The organism is Streptomyces sp. NPDC014891, from assembly GCF_043081085.1.
Classification (GTDB): Bacteria; Actinomycetota; Actinomycetes; order Streptomycetales; family Streptomycetaceae; genus Streptomyces.
In genome coordinates, this window is the sequence record NZ_JBIBWF010000009.1 from 365,190 (window position 1) to 382,244 (window position 17,055).

20 protein-coding genes are annotated in these 17,055 nt (G+C 73.7%); 13 read left to right on the forward strand and 7 right to left on the reverse strand.

Annotation, left to right across the window (positions count from 1 at the left end; genetic code table 11):
• Positions 1-81: 81 nt before the first annotated feature.
• From ACF09E_RS26210 to ACF09E_RS26220, 3 genes are all read left to right on the forward strand, one after another.
• On the forward strand, positions 82-1,680 hold the full coding sequence (locus ACF09E_RS26210; protein WP_073917279.1) for an ABC-F family ATP-binding cassette domain-containing protein: 1,599 nt from the start codon (positions 82-84) through the stop codon (positions 1,678-1,680).
• 342 nt (positions 1,681-2,022) lie between these two features.
• Positions 2,023-2,244: a helix-turn-helix domain-containing protein gene (locus ACF09E_RS26215; RefSeq protein ID WP_006123601.1), complete on the forward strand. Its 222-nt coding sequence runs from the start codon at positions 2,023-2,025 to the stop codon at positions 2,242-2,244.
• A 132-nt stretch (positions 2,245-2,376) separates the two neighbouring features.
• A complete protein-coding gene (locus ACF09E_RS26220; RefSeq protein WP_392207539.1) occupies positions 2,377-3,177 on the forward strand; it encodes an enoyl-CoA hydratase/isomerase family protein in 801 nt (266 codons plus the stop codon).
• Between the two features lie 151 nt (positions 3,178-3,328).
• Here the strand turns inward: ACF09E_RS26220 and ACF09E_RS26225 are convergent, their stop codons facing one another.
• Positions 3,329-3,973, reverse strand: a complete 645-nt coding sequence (locus ACF09E_RS26225; RefSeq protein ID WP_392207541.1) for a hypothetical protein — start codon at positions 3,971-3,973, stop codon at positions 3,329-3,331.
• Between the two features lie 93 nt (positions 3,974-4,066).
• Between ACF09E_RS26225 and ACF09E_RS26230 the strand changes: the two genes are divergently transcribed.
• Genes ACF09E_RS26230 through amaP form a run of 5 tightly spaced genes read left to right on the forward strand, consistent with a single transcriptional unit; the run spans position 4,067 to position 6,435 of the window.
• Positions 4,067-4,540, forward strand: a complete 474-nt coding sequence (locus tag ACF09E_RS26230; protein ID WP_361863476.1) for an Asp23/Gls24 family envelope stress response protein — start codon at positions 4,067-4,069, stop codon at positions 4,538-4,540.
• Positions 4,541-4,594: 54 nt separating this feature from the next.
• Positions 4,595-4,786 carry a hypothetical protein gene (locus ACF09E_RS26235; protein ID WP_148004669.1) on the forward strand — a complete coding sequence of 64 codons (192 nt, stop codon included), beginning with the start codon at positions 4,595-4,597 and terminating at the stop codon, positions 4,784-4,786.
• Positions 4,783-5,151, forward strand: coding sequence for a hypothetical protein (locus ACF09E_RS26240; protein WP_392207543.1), 369 nt, complete (start codon positions 4,783-4,785; stop codon positions 5,149-5,151). The genes ACF09E_RS26235 and ACF09E_RS26240 overlap by 4 nt, the downstream gene beginning before the upstream one ends.
• Positions 5,148-5,843 (forward strand): DUF6286 domain-containing protein, encoded by a 696-nt coding sequence (locus ACF09E_RS26245; protein ID WP_392207545.1) that lies wholly within the window; start codon positions 5,148-5,150, stop codon positions 5,841-5,843. Before ACF09E_RS26240 ends, ACF09E_RS26245 begins: the two co-directional genes overlap by 4 nt.
• A gap of 4 nt (positions 5,844-5,847) precedes the next feature.
• Positions 5,848-6,435 carry an alkaline shock response membrane anchor protein AmaP gene (gene amaP, locus ACF09E_RS26250; RefSeq protein WP_392207547.1) on the forward strand — a complete coding sequence of 196 codons (588 nt, stop codon included), beginning with the start codon at positions 5,848-5,850 and terminating at the stop codon, positions 6,433-6,435.
• 3 nt (positions 6,436-6,438) lie between these two features.
• On the opposite strand, the gene ACF09E_RS26255 is transcribed toward amaP, so the two are convergent.
• From ACF09E_RS26255 to ACF09E_RS26280, 6 genes are all read right to left on the reverse strand, one after another.
• On the reverse strand, positions 6,439-7,194 hold the full coding sequence (locus ACF09E_RS26255) for an SDR family oxidoreductase (RefSeq protein ID WP_392207549.1): 756 nt from the start codon (positions 7,192-7,194) through the stop codon (positions 6,439-6,441).
• Positions 7,195-7,198: 4 nt separating this feature from the next.
• Positions 7,199-8,989 carry a glycoside hydrolase family 15 protein gene (locus ACF09E_RS26260; RefSeq protein ID WP_392207551.1) on the reverse strand — a complete coding sequence of 597 codons (1,791 nt, stop codon included), beginning with the start codon at positions 8,987-8,989 and terminating at the stop codon, positions 7,199-7,201.
• Between the two features lie 34 nt (positions 8,990-9,023).
• The gene (locus tag ACF09E_RS26265) at positions 9,024-9,863 is read right to left on the reverse strand and encodes an SURF1 family protein (RefSeq protein WP_392207553.1); all 840 of its coding nucleotides are present in this window, start codon (positions 9,861-9,863) and stop codon (positions 9,024-9,026) included.
• A gap of 141 nt (positions 9,864-10,004) precedes the next feature.
• Positions 10,005-10,238: a hypothetical protein gene (locus ACF09E_RS26270; RefSeq protein WP_073806545.1), complete on the reverse strand. Its 234-nt coding sequence runs from the start codon at positions 10,236-10,238 to the stop codon at positions 10,005-10,007.
• Between the two features lie 64 nt (positions 10,239-10,302).
• Positions 10,303-11,292: a DEDDh family exonuclease gene (locus ACF09E_RS26275; protein ID WP_392207555.1), complete on the reverse strand. Its 990-nt coding sequence runs from the start codon at positions 11,290-11,292 to the stop codon at positions 10,303-10,305.
• Positions 11,289-11,957, reverse strand: a complete 669-nt coding sequence (locus tag ACF09E_RS26280) for a TetR/AcrR family transcriptional regulator (protein WP_392207557.1) — start codon at positions 11,955-11,957, stop codon at positions 11,289-11,291. The genes ACF09E_RS26275 and ACF09E_RS26280 overlap by 4 nt, the downstream gene beginning before the upstream one ends.
• A gap of 99 nt (positions 11,958-12,056) precedes the next feature.
• On the opposite strand from ACF09E_RS26280, the gene ACF09E_RS26285 reads away from it, so the two are divergent.
• From ACF09E_RS26285 to ACF09E_RS26305, 5 genes are read left to right on the forward strand one after another with little or no spacing between them, the layout of a single operon-like run.
• Positions 12,057-12,854: an acetoacetate decarboxylase family protein gene (locus ACF09E_RS26285; protein ID WP_392207559.1), complete on the forward strand. Its 798-nt coding sequence runs from the start codon at positions 12,057-12,059 to the stop codon at positions 12,852-12,854.
• Positions 12,854-13,738, forward strand: coding sequence for an SDR family NAD(P)-dependent oxidoreductase (locus ACF09E_RS26290; protein WP_392207561.1), 885 nt, complete (start codon positions 12,854-12,856; stop codon positions 13,736-13,738). The genes ACF09E_RS26285 and ACF09E_RS26290 overlap by 1 nt, the downstream gene beginning before the upstream one ends.
• A 10-nt stretch (positions 13,739-13,748) precedes the next feature.
• On the forward strand, positions 13,749-15,041 hold the full coding sequence (locus ACF09E_RS26295; RefSeq protein WP_392207563.1) for an amidohydrolase family protein: 1,293 nt from the start codon (positions 13,749-13,751) through the stop codon (positions 15,039-15,041).
• Positions 15,041-16,264 carry an amidohydrolase family protein gene (locus ACF09E_RS26300; RefSeq protein WP_392207565.1) on the forward strand — a complete coding sequence of 408 codons (1,224 nt, stop codon included), beginning with the start codon at positions 15,041-15,043 and terminating at the stop codon, positions 16,262-16,264. Before ACF09E_RS26295 ends, ACF09E_RS26300 begins: the two co-directional genes overlap by 1 nt.
• Before the next feature lie 25 nt (positions 16,265-16,289).
• Positions 16,290-17,018: a VIT family protein gene (locus ACF09E_RS26305; RefSeq protein ID WP_392207567.1), complete on the forward strand. Its 729-nt coding sequence runs from the start codon at positions 16,290-16,292 to the stop codon at positions 17,016-17,018.
• Positions 17,019-17,055 lie beyond the last annotated feature (37 nt).

Here is a 17,055-nt window from a genome sequence, read left to right on the forward strand (position 1 = left end):
CCATTCTCCCCGTGCACTAGCGGCGTCGAAGCCCTCCACCAGCCGTCCTTCCGCCGTTTCCCACCGCCCTGGAGTCTGTCCGTGATCACCGCTTCCGGCATCGAGCTGCGCGCCGGCGCCCGTGTCCTCATCGAGTCCGCTTCCTTCCGCGTCGCCAAGGGCGACCGCATCGGCCTCGTCGGTCGCAACGGAGCGGGCAAGACCACCCTCACGAAGTGCCTCGCGGGCGAGGGCCAGCCCGCCGCCGGCCAGATCGCCCGCTCGGGCGAGGTCGGCTACCTGCCGCAGGACCCGCGCACCGGCGACCTCGACGTCCTGGCCCGCGACCGCATCCTCTCCGCCCGCGGCCTCGACGTCCTCCTCAAGAAGATGCGGATGAACGAGGAGCGCATCGCCACCGGCTCCGGCGCCACGCGCGACAAGGCCATGCGGCAGTACGAGCGCCAGGAGACCGAGTTCCTGACCAAGGGCGGGTACGCGGCCGAGGCCGAGGCCTCCACGATCGCCGCCGCCCTCGGCCTGCCCGACCGGGTCCTGGGCCAGCCGCTGCACACCCTCTCCGGTGGCCAGCGCCGCCGCGTCGAGCTCGCCCGGATCCTCTTCTCGGACGCCGACACGCTCCTCCTCGACGAGCCGACCAACCACCTCGACGCCGACTCCATCGTCTGGCTGCGCGACTACCTGAAGAGCTACCGCGGCGGCTTCATCGTGATCTCCCACGACGTCGACCTCGTCGAGACCGTGGTGAACAAGGTCTTCTACCTGGACGCCAACCGCTCCACGATCGACGTCTACAACATGGGCTGGAAGCTCTACCAGCAGCAGCGCGAGGCCGACGAGAAGCGCCGCAAGCGCGAGCGCCAGAACGCCGAGAAGAAGGCCGCCGCCCTCAACTCGCAGGCCGACAAGATGCGCGCCAAGGCCACCAAGACCGTGGCCGCGCAGAACATGGCCAAGCGCGCCGAGCGGCTGCTCTCCGGCCTGGAGGCGGTCCGCGCCTCGGACAAGGTGGCCAAGCTCCGCTTCCCGGACCCCGCGCCCTGCGGCAAGACCCCGCTGACGGCCGAGGGGCTCTCCAAGTCCTACGGTTCGCTCGAAATCTTCACCGATGTGGACCTCGCGATCGACAAGGGCTCCCGCGTCGTCATCCTCGGCCTCAACGGCGCGGGCAAGACCACGCTGCTCCGGCTGCTCGCCGGCGCCGAGAAGCCCGACACCGGCGAGGTGACCCCGGGACACGGCCTCAAGCTCGGCTACTACGCCCAAGAGCACGAGACCCTCGACCCCGAGCGGAGCGTCCTGGAGAACATGCGCTCGGCCGCGCCCGACCTCGACCTCGTCCAGGTCCGCAAGACGCTCGGCTCGTTCCTGTTCTCGGGCGACGACGTCGACAAGCCGGCCGGGGTGCTCTCCGGCGGCGAGAAGACCCGGCTGGCCCTGGCCACCCTGGTCGTCTCCTCGGCGAACGTGCTGCTCCTCGACGAGCCCACCAACAACCTCGACCCGGCCAGCCGCGAGGAGATCCTCGGGGCCCTGCGGACCTACCAGGGCGCCGTCGTCCTCGTCACCCACGACGAGGGCGCGGTCGACGCGCTGGAGCCGGAGCGGATCATCCTGCTCCCGGACGGCGTCGAGGACCTCTGGGGCCCGGACTACGCGGACCTGGTCGCGCTCGCCTGACCCGGAGCGCACCGGGTGATCATGCCCGACTGGATCATTCGGCCCACGGGTGATCCTTCATCTGAGTGAGTGCGTCTCGTACACCCCGGCGCGGTGCTCTGCCGAATCCTTCCGGCAGACCCGCGCCGGACGTGTGTTCCCGCTGCGTCGCTGACCTGCCGATTCCCGTGCGGGGGCCCTCGGGCGTCGCTTTCCGGCCCAGCGGAATCAGGGCTTCCGTTCGTGACGAACAGGCGCTCGTCCACAAACCCGGCGGCATCGACCTTGTCGAATGGGTGGCCAGGATGGACGCGAGGGGTGATCATGAGAAGTCCAGAGCGCACTTCCCATGAGGAGGCACGGGTGGCCGAGACTCTGAAGAAGGGCAGCCGGGTGACCGGCGCCGCGCGCGACAAGCTCGCGGCAGACCTGAAGAAGAAGTACGACTCCGGTGCGAGTATCCGGGCGCTGGCCGAGGAAACCGGCCGCTCCTACGGATTCGTCCACCGGATGCTCAGCGAGTCCGGAGTCACGCTGCGTGGACGCGGCGGAGCGACCCGGGGCAAGAAAGCCGCCTCGGCCTGACAGCGGGACGCCTCGACCGGGCCACCGGATCCCCCGGTGGCCACCCGGTCGGCCATCGCGCCGACCCGGTGGTTACTGTGCAGTCACTTAGCATTCGCATGCAGTGTGCTGCACCGTAACCGGAGGCGCCCCATGACTACGCTCGACGACTCTGAGCTCGTATTCGACAAGGACGGTGTTCGGCTCACCGTCGAGGACGCCGTTGCCACGGTGACCCTGACCAATCCGGCGAAGCGCAACGCTCAGTCTCCCGCTCTGTGGCGGGCGTTGACAGAAGCCGGCCGGTCGTTGCCCGGCAGCGTGCGGGTCGTCGTCCTGCGCGGCGAGGGACAGTCCTTCTCCGCCGGACTCGACCGGCAGGCGTTCACGCCCGAGGGCTTCGACGGAGAGCCGTCCTTTCTCGACCTCGCGCGCGGTTCCGACGCGGGCCTCGACGCGGTCATCGCCGAGTACCAGGAGGCGTTCACCTGGTGGCGCCGCAGCGACCTCGTGTCGATCGCGGCCGTCCAGGGGCACGCCATCGGCGCGGGCTTCCAGCTCGCCCTCGCCTGCGACCTGCGGGTCGTCGCCGAGGACGTGCAGTTCGCCATGCGCGAGACCAGCCTGGGCCTCGTCCCGGACCTGACCGGGACGCACCCCCTGGTCTCGCTCGTCGGCTACGCCCGCGCGCTGGAGATCTGCGCCACCGGTCGCTTCGTCCACGCGGAGGAGGCCGAGCGCATCGGCCTGGCCAACCTGTCCGTCCCCGCCGACGAGCTCGATGCCGCGGTCCGGGACCTGGCCGCCGCCCTGCTCGCGGCGCCGCGCGACGCGGTCACCGAGACCAAGGCGCTGCTCCAGGGCGTCTCCGGCCGCTCGTACGAGGAGCAGCGCGTCGCCGAGCGCGCCGCCCAGGCCCGGCGCCTGCGCGACCTGGCCGGCCTCGGCGACTGACGCCTGCCCGCGTTCCCCGGGGCCCTCCGCGGCTCCGGGGTCTCCGCACGCCCGCGCGCACGGCCCGCGCCCGCCTGCCCCGCCGGGTCTCACCCGAACGGCGGTACGCGGCCCCGGAACCCCGGCCCGCCGATCGGATACGGGCTCCGGCCTAGCGGAGGTCCGACACCACGACGCCGACCGCGATCCCGTCGCCCCGGGTGGCCGCCGCGACCGCCGTCCGCACCGCGCGGGCCACGTCCAGCGGGCGGGACCCGGCCGTCACGGCCAGCTCCACCCGCACCTCGCCGGGCCTCCGGCGCACCGGCGGGCCCAGGGTGTCCGTCACCGCCGCGACCCCCGCCACCCCGAGGGCGGCGAGCGCCGCGGGGTCGTCCGTCGCCGGCGAGGTGGGGCCGGGTGCGGCGGCGGTCCCGGCATCCGGCTCCGGCGGTGCGTCGAGAAGTTCCGTCACCCGGAGGTCCACGCCCGCGACCACCAGGCCCAGTCCGTCCTCGGCGGCGGTGAGCAGCGCCGTCCGCAGCCGCTCGGCCAGCTCGGGCAGGGCCCGCCCCGCGACCGCGCCGAACGGTGCCGTGATCAGCAGGGCGTCCGGTTCCGCGCCGGCGTCCTCAGCCGGGCCGATCCGCATCCTGCCCGGCACGGCGCCGGGGACCCCCGAGGCCGCCCGGTCGAGCACCTCGCGCACGGCCCGTTCGGTGATCCACGCCCTCTCCGCCGCCGCTCCGAGCGGCAGCAGCCTGCCCGGGGAGAGGCGATCGCGTACCGCCGCCGTCCAACCGTCAGCTGTCGTCATTGCCCCAGCCTGCCGTATCCCCGGGGCGAGAGCGGGTAAGCGCCCTTAATGTGGGCGAAGAACCCCGAAATATCCCAGAAGGGGCGAAACCAAATGACGGACACCACCCATTCCACCGACTCCGGTGACGACGCGCGCCGGACCTCGGTCACCAAGCGGGGCGGCGGTGCTCCCGCCGCCCGCGGCAAGACCACCATCGCCGACGGAGTCGTCGAGAAGATCGCCGGCCTCGCCGCCCGGGACGTCGAAGGCGTCCACGCCATGGGCAGCGGCCTCTCCCGGACCTTCGGCGCCGTACGCGACCGGGTCCCCGGCGGAGGCAGCAGCAAGTCGAACGTCACCCGAGGGGTGAAGGCCGAGGTCGGCGAGGTGCAGACCGCGCTCGACCTGGAGATCGTCGTCGACTACGGCGTCTCCATCGCGGACGTCGCCGGCGACGTCCGGGAGAACGTCATCGCGGCGGTGGAGCGGATGACGGGCCTGGAGGTCGTCGAGGTCAACATCGCGGTCAGCGACGTCAAGCTGCCCGACGAGGAGGAGGACGAGCCCGAATCGCGGATCCAGTAGCCGCTGAACGGCTGTGCACAGGGGGGCTCAGGAGGACTCGGAAAGGGGTCAGGAATGAGCATGGCGGTGGTAGGCCTGGTGGCCGGCATGGCCCTCGGCTTCGCCGGATACTTCGGCGGATTCGGGGCGTTTCTGCTGGTCGCGGCCTTGGGCGCGGTCGGCTTCGTGGCGGGCCGCTTCCTCGACGGCGACCTCGAACCCGGCGACTTCTTCCGGGGCCGCGAGCGCGGCGGCCGGCCGCGGTGACGGCGGTGGCAGCCCGTCCCGGCCCCCGCGGCCCGGTCCGCGAGCGGGGGGCGACCAGAATCGCCGACCGGGTCGTCGCGAAGATCGCCGCACAGGCGGCGAGGGAGGCCGCGGGCCCCGTCCCGGAGGGCGGATCGAAGCCGCACGCCTCGGTCGTCGTCCACCGGGACGTCGTCCGGGTCGCGGTGAGCCTCGAACTCGGCTACCCCTCCGACGTCGGGGCCCGGTGCGGGGCCGTGCGCGGCCGGGTCCGCAGCCGTGTCGAGGAACTGGTCGGCATGGAGGTCCACGAGGTCACCGTCGACGTCGAACGCCTCCACTCCGCCCTGACCCGGCAGGGAGCGTCGGGGGGCCGCCTGTCATGACGACTCCCGCCACCGGCCCGGGCGCCCCCGGCCCCGGCCACGACGCTCCCGACACCCCGCGCCCCGGCACCGGAACGAACGGCACCGGGACGACCGGCACCGGGGAGACGCCCGGCTCCGACGGCGTCCCCGTCCCGGCCGGCGCGGCCCCCGTCCGCCGGTTCTGGGCGGCCCGGCGCGTCCCCGCCGCCGTGCTCGCGGCGCTCGTCCTCGGCGGGGCGGGACTCCTGCTCTACGACGTGGCGGCCGTCCGCGCCGACCGCCAGGCCATGGCCTGGCGGCGCGAACTCGCCGACGGCCTCGCGACCCGGCCGCTCGACGACACCTGGGTCGTCGTCGGCGCGGCCGTCGCCGCCGTCCTCGGCCTCTGGCTCCTGGTGCTGGCCGCGACCCCCGGCCTGCGCGAGATCCTCCCGATGCGCCGCGAACACGCCGACGTACGGGCCGGACTCGACCGGGAGGCCGCCGCCCTCGCCCTGCGGGACCGGGCCATGGAGGTCTCCGGAGTGCAGTCCGTCCGGGTCCGCGTCCGCCGCTCCAAGGCGGCGGTCAAGGCGGTCTCGCACTTCCGGGACCTCGACGAGGTCCGCGCCGACGTGGAGTCGGCGATGGCGACCGGCGTCGAGGAACTCGGCCTCGCCCACCCGCCCGCCGTCACGGTCCGGGTGGCCAGACCGCCCAGAAAGGGATGATCCGGTGAGAGTCGTCCTCCGGCGCGTCAACCGCCTCCTGCTCGGCCTCGCAGGGCTGCTGCTGCTCCTCGCCGGCGGCGGAGTCCTCGCCGCCGCCCTCGACCTCCCCGTACCGACCTGGTGGCCCTGGTCGGGCCCCTCGGACGTGCTGCTCTCCACCGCGGACCGGCAACGGTGGCGCGCGGAGGGCTGGTGGTGGCCGGTGGTCATCGCGGTCCTCGGGCTCGTCGTCCTGCTGGCCCTGTGGTGGCTGCTCGCCCAGTTCCGGCGGGCCCGGCTCGCCGAGGTCGTCGTCGACAGCGGCGACGGCGAGGTGGCGGTGCTGCGCGGCCGGGCCCTCGAAGGCGTCCTGGAGGCGGACGCCACCGCGCAGGAAGGCGTGTCCCGGGCCCGGGTCGCCCTCACGGGCCGCCGCGCGGCCCCCTGCACCCGGGTCGCGCTCCACCTGGAGCCGTACGCCTCCCCGGGGGCCGCGCTGACCACGCTCAGCGGGCAGGCGCTGGACCACGCGCGGACCTCCGCCGGGCTGGCCGCGCTGCCGACCGAGGCGCGCCTGCGGGCGGTGAAGCACCGGGCCCGCAGGGTCGCCTGAGGGTCAGAACCCGGCGCGCGCCCCGCCGTCCACCGGGATCATCAGGCCCGTGAGGTACGAGGCGGCCGGCGACAGCAGGAAGGCCGCCGTCCGTCCGAACTCCTCCGGGGTGCCGTAGCGGCGCAGCGGGATCTCCTGCTCGTTGGCGGCGCGGGCCGCGTCCGCGTCGCCCGAGAGGGAGTCCAGGAACCGCACCCGGTCCGTGTCGATCCGGCTGGGAAGCAGGCCGATCACCCGGATCCCGTGCGGCCCGAGGTCGTTGGCGAGGGACTTCGCGAAGCCGGCCAGACCCGGGCGGAGCCCGTTCGAGATGGCCAGGCCGGGGATCGGCTCGTGGACCGAGGCGGACAGGACGAAGCCGATGACGCCGCCCTCGTCGAGGGCGGCGGCGGCCGCGCGGGCCAGTCGCACGGCCCCGAGGAAGACGGTGTCGAAGGCGGCGGCCCAGTCCTCGTCGGTGTTGTCGGCGGCGAAGCCGGGGGCCGGCCCGCCGACGCTGACGAGGATGCCGTCGAAGCCGCCGAACCGCGCCCGGGCCTCGGCGATCAGCCGCTCGGGGGTCCCGGGGTCGGTGTTGTCCGCGACGACACCCGCCGCGTTCGGCCCGAGTTCGGCCGCGGCCTCGGCGACGGTCTTCTCCTCGCGGCCGGTGACCAGCACCTTCGCGCCCTCGGCGAGCAGCGCCTCGGCGGAGGCCCGCCCGAGCCCGCGCGTCGCCCCGGTCACCACGTACACACGGTCCTTCATCCCAAGATCCATGGACCTATCCTGCCGGGTCCCCGTCCTCGGATTCCAGTGCGATCGCCGTGCCCACCAGGCCGATGTGGCTGAAGGCCTGCGGGAAGTTGCCCAGCTGGCGGTCCGTCACCGGGTCGTACTCCTCCGCGAGCAGGCCCACGTCGTTGCAGAGGGCCACGAGGCGTTCGAAGAGCGCGCGGGCCTCCTCGTTCCGGCCGCAGAGCCGGAGGGCGTCCGCGAGCCAGAAGGAGCAGACCAGGAAGGTGCCCTCCTGGCCGGGGAGGCCGTCCACCGTCCCGCCGTCCGTGCTGTAGCGGCGCACGTAGCCCTCGTGCATCAGCTCGTTCTGCACCGCCTCGATCGTGCCCAGCACCCGGGGGTCGTCCGGCGGCAGGAAGCCGACCTGCGGGATCAGCAGGGTCGCGGCGTCCAGCTCCTGCGAGCCGTACGACTGGGTGAAGGTGTTCCGGACGGGGTCGAAGGCCCGCGCGCACACCTGGGCGTGGATCTCGTCCCGCATCGTCCGCCAGCGGGCCGCGTCACCCGGCAGCGAGGGGTCCGCCTCCAGGGTGCGCACCGCCCGGTCGGCGGCCACCCAGGCCATCACCTTCGAGTGGGTGAAGTGCCGGCGCCGGCCGCGCACCTCCCACAGTCCCTCGTCGGGCTCGCGCCAGGTCGACTCCAGGAAGCCGAGCAGGCTCAGCTGGAGGTTCCAGGCGTGCTTCTCCGCGGGGATCCCGGCCTCGTGGGCGCGGTGGAGCGAGTCCATGACCTCGCCGTACACGTCGAGCTGGAACTGGTCCACGGCGGCGTTCCCGGTGCGCACCGGCGCGGAGTCGGCGTAGCCGCGCAGCCAGGGCAGGGTGGTCTCCGGGAGCCGGCGCTCCCCGGCGGGCCCGTACATGATCTGCAGGTCGGCCGGGTCGCCGGCGACCGAGCGGAGCAGCCAGTCCCGCCAGGCACGCGCCTCGTCGACGTATCCGGCGGTGAGCAGCGCGCCGAGGGTGAGGGAGGAGTCGCGCAGCCAGCAGGCGCGGTAGTCCCAGTTCCGCACGCCGCCGACCTCCTCCGGCAGGGAGGTGGTGGGGGCGGCCATGATGCCGCCGGTCGGCGCGTAGGTGAGGGCCTTGAGGGTGATCAGGGAGCGCAGCACCACGTCCCGGTAGGGGCCCCGGTAGGTGCACCGGTCCGACCATTCGCGCCAGTCCGCGAGGGAGTGCTCCAGGGCCTCGTAGGGGTCGACGAGGTCGGGGCGCGGCTCGTGGGAGGGGTGCCAGGTCAGGACGAAGGCGACCTTCTCGCCGGCGGCGACGGTGAAGGAGGAGCAGGTGGAGAACTGCTGGCCCCAGGTCTTCACGGGCGGCTCGCTGCGCAGCCAGACGGAGTCGGGCCCGGCGATCGCGACCCGGTGGTCGTCGGAGCGGCGCATCCAGGGCACGACCGAGCCGTAGTCGAAGCGGAGCCGCAGGACGGAGCTCATCTCGACGCTCCCGCTGACGCCCTCGACGATCCGCATCAGATCGGGGGCCCGGTCCCGCTGCGGCATGAAGTCCACGACCTTGACCGTGCCCGTACGGGTCTCCCAGAAGGTCTCCAGGACGAGGGAGCCGTCGGCGTACCGGCGGGAGGTGCAGTTCGTCGCGCCCTTGGGGGCGAGGCGCCAGTGGCCGTTCTCCTCGTCGCCGAGGATCGAGGCGAAGCAGGCGGCGGAGTCGAAGCGGGGCAGACACAGCCAGTCGACCGATCCGTCGCGGCCGACGAGCGCGGCGGTCTGGAGATCGCCGATGAGGGCGTAGTCGTCGATACGTTGCGTCACGCTTTGGGCTGTTCCCGGAAGTGGCGGTGGTCAATCAGAGGGACGGGGCGGACCTGACCGCGGCCGTGTCGCTCTCCGGGCCGTCGGGTGTGTCCGGGGCGTCGTTTCCGGTGGTCCCGGCGGCGGCCGCGGCCTCGCGGTCGCGCTTCTCGCGGCGGACCAGGATCACCCAGCCGACGGGTACCCCGGCCGCGAAGAGCCACCACTGCACCGCGTACGCCATGTGGGCGCCGATCGACGCGTGGTCGGGCTCGGGGATCAGCTCGGGGGTGTCTCCGGCGGGCTCGGGTCCGGTCTGCTCCAGGTAGCCGCCGAGCACCTCGCGGCCGATGAGCTCCGCCTGCTGTCTGCTGTTGATGAGCATGACCTGGCGGTCCGGCAGGCCCTTGAGGTCCTTGATGCCGCTCGCGCCGGTCGTCTCGTCCGCCTTGAGCCGGCCGGTGACGGTGACCTCGCCCTCGGGGGCGGGCGGCACCGGCGGGAAGGCGTGCTGGTCGGCCGCGGCCGGGACCCAGCCGCGGTTGACCAGGACGACCAGGCCGTCCCGGAGGACCAGCGGGGTCAGGATGTGGACGCCGACCCGCTCGTCGGCGGAGGTGCGGCGCCGGACGACCACCTCGTGGGAGGTGTCGAAGGTGCCGGTGGCGGTGACGGGCCGCCAGTAGTCGGAGCGGGGGACCGTGTGCCCGGGGGAGGTGAGCTCCTCGACCGGGACCGGCTTCGCCGCGATGCTGTCCGCGATCAGGGCGTTCTGGGCGACCCGGCGCTCGTGCCGGTGGAACTGCCAGAAGCCCAGCTCGATCATCGTCGGGACGAGGACGAGGGCGATGAGGGTGAGGATCACCCACTGCCGGGACAACAAGAAGCGGTACACCCCATGACCGTACAACTCGGTCCACGGGGTGCACGCACGGGGGGCGGCTCGGGGGAGCCGGGCCGTGGGCCGTCTCCCGGGACCCCGCCGTCGGGGGCGCGGAGGGGCCGCGGGGCCCGTCGCTTCCGGGCGGCGCCGTCCTCAGACCCTGTCGACGATGCCCACCTTTCCCTCCGCGCGGGCGCAGTGGCCGCCGCAGTACCAGCTGCCGTCGACCTCGACGCCCTGTCCGATGATCTGGACCCGGCAGTGCTCGCAGATGGGCGCCATGCGGTGGATGGCGCACGCGAAGCAGTCGAAGACATGGACCGCGCCCTGTGCGTGTACCTCGAAGGACATGCCGTAATCGTTTCCGCAGACCTCACAACGTGCCATGCGCCACAGGGTGGGGCTCCCGGCCGGGCGGGCGCCGCGCGGCACGCCCGCCGGGCCGGGGGTGTCACCCGTCTGCCGGGGCCACGTCCCGCAGCAGCTGGGTGTAGGCGGCCTCGTCGACGATCGGCGTGCCGAAGGACTTGGCCTTGACGGTCTTGGAGGTGGCCGAGTCCGGGTCGTTGGTGACGAGGAGGCTCGTCAGCCGGGAGACGCTGCCCGCCACATGGAGCCCGGCCTCGACCGTGCGGTCCTCAAGCAGCTCGCGGTCGACGGAGGTGTCCCCCGAGAACGCCACCCGCATGCCCTGCTTGAGTGGTTTGTCCGTCTCGTACCGGCCCGGGTTGGGGTACGGGCACGGCGGCCGCTTCCGCGAGGGGCGCCAGCTCCCCGCCCGGTACGACGAGCCGTACCCGGCCTGGTGGCCGATCCGCGGCTGCGGCGCGGGCGACGCGGCCCACTCGGTCAGCGGCCGGCATTCGAGCAGCGGCAGCCGCACGTTGCGCTCGGCCGCCGCGTGCAGGCTCGGCCGGAACGCCTCCGCGAGCACGCGCGCGTCGTCGAGCGCGTTGTGCGCGCGCTGCTGGACGACGCCGAAGTGGGCGGCGAGCGACTCCAGCTTGTGGTTCGGCAGCGGCAGCGACAGCTCCTTGGCGAGCGCGATCGTGCACAGCCGCTGCCGCACCGGGGCGGCCGACTCCGCGCGCGCGTACTCCCGGGCGATCATCTGCCAGTCGAACATCGCGTTGTGCGCGACGAGCACCCGCCCGTCCAGCCGGGCCGCGAACTCCGCCGCGATCTCCGGGAAGAGCGGCGCGCCCTCCAGGACGTCGGTGGTGAGCCCGTGGATCCAGACGGGACCCGGATCGCGCTCGGGATTGACCAGCGTGTACCAGTGGTCCTCGACGTTCCCCTGGGCGTCCAGCCGGTAGACGGCAGCCGACACTATCCGGTCGTCGCGGGCGAGTCCGGTGGTCTCCACGTCGACGACCGCGTACCCCTGCGGGTAGGCGGCCGGCCACGTCGCTGCTGTCGTTCGGTCGTCAAGCACGGTCACTGAGAATACGGCCCGCGGCCGACACCTCCGTCCCCGGTGCCCCCGGGAGTCCCGGCGAGGAGCCCGTCGACCAGTGCGCGCACCGAGTCGACGAACAGGCGCTCGGTGTCCACCGGAGCGGCGAGCGCCCGCGCCAGCGGCGCGTCGGACCCGGCGTCCTCGCCGCTCCACAGCTCCTCCTCGGCGGGCGACTGCGCCGGTGACCGCTCCCGGTTGCGCTCCACCAGGACGTAGCCGACGACCTGGAACTGCACCGCGCGGACGGCCCGCGCCGCGTGCGCCCCGCGCAGCCCCGCGGCGTGCGCCTCGCGGACGAGGGCGCGCTGGGCCGGCAGGAACATGCGTTCCGTGAGGCCCCGTTCGTGGACCAGCGCCACCAGATGGGGGCGCTCGCGCAGCGCGCGGCGCAACGAACGGGCGATCGAGACCAGGCGCTCGGCCGGGGTCGCGCCGCGCGGGCGGATCGCGTCGAGGTCCGCGACCGTCCGCTCGACCAGGGCGTCGAGCAGCGACTCCCGGTTGCCGACGTGCCAGTAGATCGAGGTGACCGCGGTGCCGAGGTCGGCCGCGAGCCTGCGCATGGTGAGGGCGTCGGGGCCGTGCCGGCGCACCAGGGTGGCGGCGGCCTCCAGGACCTCCTCGCGGGTGAGTGCGGCGCGCGCCATCCCTGCCCCTCCGAACTCCTGGGCGTGCACGGGTCTTTACCCTTCATCGCCGCCGGTGTAACTGTGTTACAGACTCGACCCCCCGAAGGGTGGTAAGCCATGGCACGAGTACGGTACGGGGCGCGGACGGACGCCGAGATCACGGCGGCCCGCACCAGGAGCGCCCGGCTCCCCGACATCTGGTCCACCGGAGTGGTCGCCGTCTGGGAGACCGATCCGGAGGTGGTGGCGGCCGTCCTGCCGCCCCCGCTGAAACCCACCGCGCGGCCCCTCGTCCGGGCCACCGTCTCCCGGGTCGACCTGCCCGGCTACCCGCTCGGCGCCGGATCGGTCGCGGTCGCCGCCGCCCACGGCGACCGCGAGGGCTGGTACCCGCTGGTCATGCCGATGACCCACGAGCGCGCCCTCGTCGGCGGCCGGGAGGTCTTCGGCGAACCGAAGAAGCTCGGCGAGGTCGTCGTCGAGCGCGACGGCCTCGTCGTGCGCGCCGCGCTCGGGCGGCACGGCATCGACTTCGTCGAGGTGCGCGGCGCGGTCTCCGGGCCGCTGCCGCTCCCGGAACCGGTCGAGAAGACCGACTTCTACTTCAAGTTCCTGCCGGGCGTGGAGGGCTCGGGCTTCGACGCCGACCCCGTCCTCGTCCACTGCGTCCGCCACGAGAAGGTCCGCAGACTGGAGCGCGTCACCGGCGACGTGGTGCTGCGCGAGTCCATGTACGACCCGGTCGCCGACCTCCCCGTCCGCCGGCTCGTCGAGATCACCATCGGCGAGAAGACCACCGACCAGAGGGGCACGGTCGCCGAACGGGTCTCCGCGCAGGACCTCCTGCCCTACATCCACCAGCGGTACGACGACCCGCAGCAGATCCTCGACGGACCGCCCGAGGGGAGCGTCTGATGGAGCTCCGGGAGGGACAGGTCGCCGTCGTCACCGGCGCGGCGAGCGGCATCGGACGCGCCATGGCCCGCCGCTTCGCCGCCGAGGGACTGGCCGTCGTCCTCGGCGACGTCGAGGAGGGCGCGCTCGCCGAGGCCGCCGACGAGCTCACGACCGACGGCGCCCGGGTCCTCGCGCGGACGGTGGACGTCTCCGACCCCGACGCGGTGCGGGAGTTCGCCGACGCCGCGTACGCCGCCTTCGGCGCCGTCCACGTCCTCTGCAACAACGCCGGGGTCGGCTCCGGCGCCGAGGGCCGCATGTGGGAGCACGAGCCCAACGACTGGAAGTGGGCCTTCTCGGTCAACGTCTGGGGCGTCTTCCACGGCATCCAGGCCTTCGTCCCCCGGATGCTCGCCGGCGGCGAGCCCGGCCACGTCGTCAACACCTCCTCCGGCGACGGCGGCATCGCCCCGCTGCCCACCGCCTCCGTGTACGCGGTCACCAAGGCGGCCGTCGTCACCATGACCGAGTCCCTCTACGCCCACCTCCGGGCCGAGCACGCGCGCGTGGGCGCCTCCGTCCTCTTCCCCGGCCCGCACATGCTCCGCACCGGCCTCTGGGAGTCGCACCGCAACCGTCCCGCCCGGTACGCCAAGGAGCGTCCGCGCAGGACCCCTTACCGCAGCCTCGACCAGTGGGAGGCCGCGATGAAGGAGGCCGGCCACGAGGTCGCCTTCACCCCGGTGGAGGAGGTCGCCGAGCACGTCGTCGACGGCATCCGCGCCGACCGCTTCTGGATGCTGCCGGAGAGCGAGCACAGCGACCGGCAGATCCGGGCGCGCTCGCGGTCGATGCTCGACCGCGCCGCCCCGTCGTACCTGGAGAGCTTCATACTCGACTGAGGAGGCCGTGATGGCCGATCCGAACGATCCGTATCTGATCATCTCCTCCGACTGCCACGCCGGGCTCCCCACCGTGGAGTACCGGCCCTACCTCGACTCCCGCTTCCACCGCGCCTTCGACGACTTCCTCGCCGGACGCGAGGCGCGCCGGGAGGCCATGACGCGGCTCGGGGTCCGCAACGAGGCCTTCGCGAACAAGTGGTTCACCGACAACGAGGAGGGGCTGCGGGGCGGCTGGGACGTCGGGCAGCGCCTCAAGGAGCTCGACGGCGACGGAGTGGCCGCCGAGGTCGTCTTCCCCGACGCGGACGCCGTCGACAGCAGGACCGCCGCCCCGTTCGGGGTCGGGCTCGGACTCTCCGGAGACCAGGACCCGGAACTCGGCATGGCCGGCGCGCAGGCCCACAACCGCTGGCTCGCCGAGTTCGTGGGAGGGGACTCCGCCGGCGCGGCGCGGCACTGCGGGGTGGCGCTGCTGCCCATCACGGCCGAGCCGGCGAAGGTCGTCGCCGAGATCCACCGGGCCAAGGAGTCCGGGCTCGGGGCCCTGATGATCCCCTCCATGTGGGTGGACAAGGCGCCCTACCACGACCGGATCTACGAACCGGTCTGGGCGGCCGCCGCCGAGACCGGGATGCCGCTGGTCACCCACTCGGGAGCGGCACCCCGCGAGGAGTACGGCGACCACCTCGGCATCTACGTCTCCGAGGTCACCTGGTGGCCGGCCAGGCCGCTGTGGTTCCTCCTCTGGTCCGGCGCCTTCGAACGGCACCCCGGACTGCGCTTCGGGATCGCCGAGTCCGGCTGCTGGTGGCTGCCCAACCTGCTCTGGTTCATGGACCGGCTCTACCTCGGCGCCCACGGCGGCAAGAAGCTGTCCCCGTTCGCGGAGCTGAGGCGCCCGCCGAGCGAGTACCTGGACCGGCAGGTCTTCATCTGCGCCACCAACACCAAGCGGCGCGAACTCGCCCAGCGGTACGAGATCGGCGTCGACAACATCCTCTGGGGCTCCGACTTCCCGCACCCGGAGGGGACCTGGCCCGACACCCGCGGATGGCTGCGGAGGACCTTCCACGACATCCCGGTGACGGAGACCCGCCGGATGCTGGGGCTCGCCGCGGCCGAGGTCTTCGGCTTCGACCTCCGGAAGCTGGAGCCGATCGCCCGCCGCATCGGCCCCACCCCCGCCGACCTGGGCCAGCCCGCCGACCAGACCGCCGTCGAGGCCTCCTGGGCCCGCTCGCGCGAGGTCGGCCGCCACTGGCTGACGGACCACGACTTCCCCGCCCTGGGGGTGGGCTGATGGACCGCTACACCGTCATCTCCGCGGACTGCCACGCCGGCGCCGACCTCCTCGACTACCGCCCGTACCTGGAGAGCCGGCACCACGAGGCCTTCGACGCCTGGGCGGCCTCCTACGTCAACCCGTACGAGGACCTGCTCGCCGACACCGCCGACCGCAACTGGAACTCCGAGCGCCGGCTGCGCGAGCTGGAGGCCGACGGCATCGTCGCCGAGGTCGTCTTCCCCAACACCGTCCCGCCGTTCTTCCCCAAGGCCTCCCTGATGGCCCAGCCGCCCACCGCGGCCGAGTACGAGCTGCGGTGGGCCGGACTCCAGGCGCACAACCGCTGGCTGGCCGACTTCTGCGCGGCCGCGCCGGGCCGCCGGGCCGGCGTGGCGCAGATCCTCCTCAACGACGTCGACGCGGCGGTCGCCGAGATCCGCCGCGCCCGCGAGGCCGGCCTCACCGGGGGCATCCTGCTCCCCGGCGTGCCGCCCGGCTCGCCCGTGCCCGAGCTGTACTCGGAGGCGTACGACCCGATCTGGGCGGTCTGCGCCGAGCTCGGCGTCCCCGTCAACCACCACGGCGGCTCGGCGTCGCCGCCGCTCGGCGACGAACCGGCCGCCCGGGCGGTCTTCATGGTGGAGACGACCTGGTTCTCCCACCGGGCGCTGTGGCACCTGGTCTTCGGCGGCGTCTTCCGGCGCCACCCCGGGCTCAAGCTGGTCCTGACCGAGCAGGGCTCGGGCTGGATCCCGGGCGTGCTCGACATGCTGGACTACTACCACGGCCGACTGGTCTCGGCCGCGACGCGGGCCGCCACCGCGGAGTCCAAGTTCGGCGCCGGCCTGGCGGAGGCCATGGGCAGGGGCCCCAGCGCGGTCTGGCGAGACAACTGCTTCGTCGGCGCCAGCTTCATGCGGCCCCACGAGGTCCCGCTGCGCGACCGGATCGGCCTCGACAAGATCATGTGGGGCAGCGACTACCCCCACGACGAGGGCACCGCGCCGTACTCCCGCGAAGGCCTGCGGATCGCCTACGCCGGACTGCCCGAGGAGGAGGTCGCGGCGATGGTCGGCGGCAACGCGGCCCGCGTCTACGGCTTCGACCTCCACCTCCTCGACCCCCTCGCCGCCGTCCACGGACCGCGCGTCGAGGAGATCGCCGAGCCCCTGAAGGAGGTCCCCGCCGGCGCCACCAGCCCGGCCTTCGCCCCGGGCGGGTCGGTCCGCGTCTGGTGACCCGCCGGGTGCGACGCTCACTGACGTGACCGACGCACCCGAGCCGACCGACGCCCCCGCACACGAGGCCCAGGGCGGAGCCCTCGGCTCCCGTCTCAACTGGCTCCGGGCCGCCGTGCTCGGAGCCAACGACGGAGTCGTCTCCACCGCGGGCCTCGTCGTCGGCGTCGCCGGCGCCACCGAGTCCCAGGCGGCGCTGCTCACCGCCGGCCTCGCGGGGCTGCTCGCCGGATCCATGTCGATGGCGGCGGGGGAGTACGTCTCCGTCTCCACCCAGCGCGACTCCGAGAAGGCCGCGCTCGCCGAGGAGAGGCGCGAACTCCGCGCGGACCCGGAGGCGGAACTGGCAGAACTCACCGGCCTCCTGGCGGCCCGCGGCCTCTCCGCCGACGTGGCCCGCGAGGCCGCCGAGCAGCTCACCGCCCGCGACGCGCTGCGCGCCCACGCGCGCGTGGAGCTGGGCATCGACCCCGACCGGCTGACGATCCCCTGGCACGCGGCCGCGGCCAGCTTCCTCGCCTTCACCGTCGGCGCCCTGCTCCCGCTCCTCGCGATCGTCCTGCCGCCGGCCCCGGCCCGCCTCTGGGTCACGGTGGTCTCCGTGCTCGCGGCCCTCACCCTCACCGGCTGGTGGAGCGCCCGCCTGGGCGCCGCCCCCGCCGGCCGCGCGATCCTCCGCAACGTGGGCGGCGGAGCCCTGGCGATGGCCGTCACCTACGGCGCGGGCTCCCTGCTGGGGGCCACGGGGGTCTAGGCCGTTCCCCCCGGATCCTGCCCGAGCCGTGCCGGCC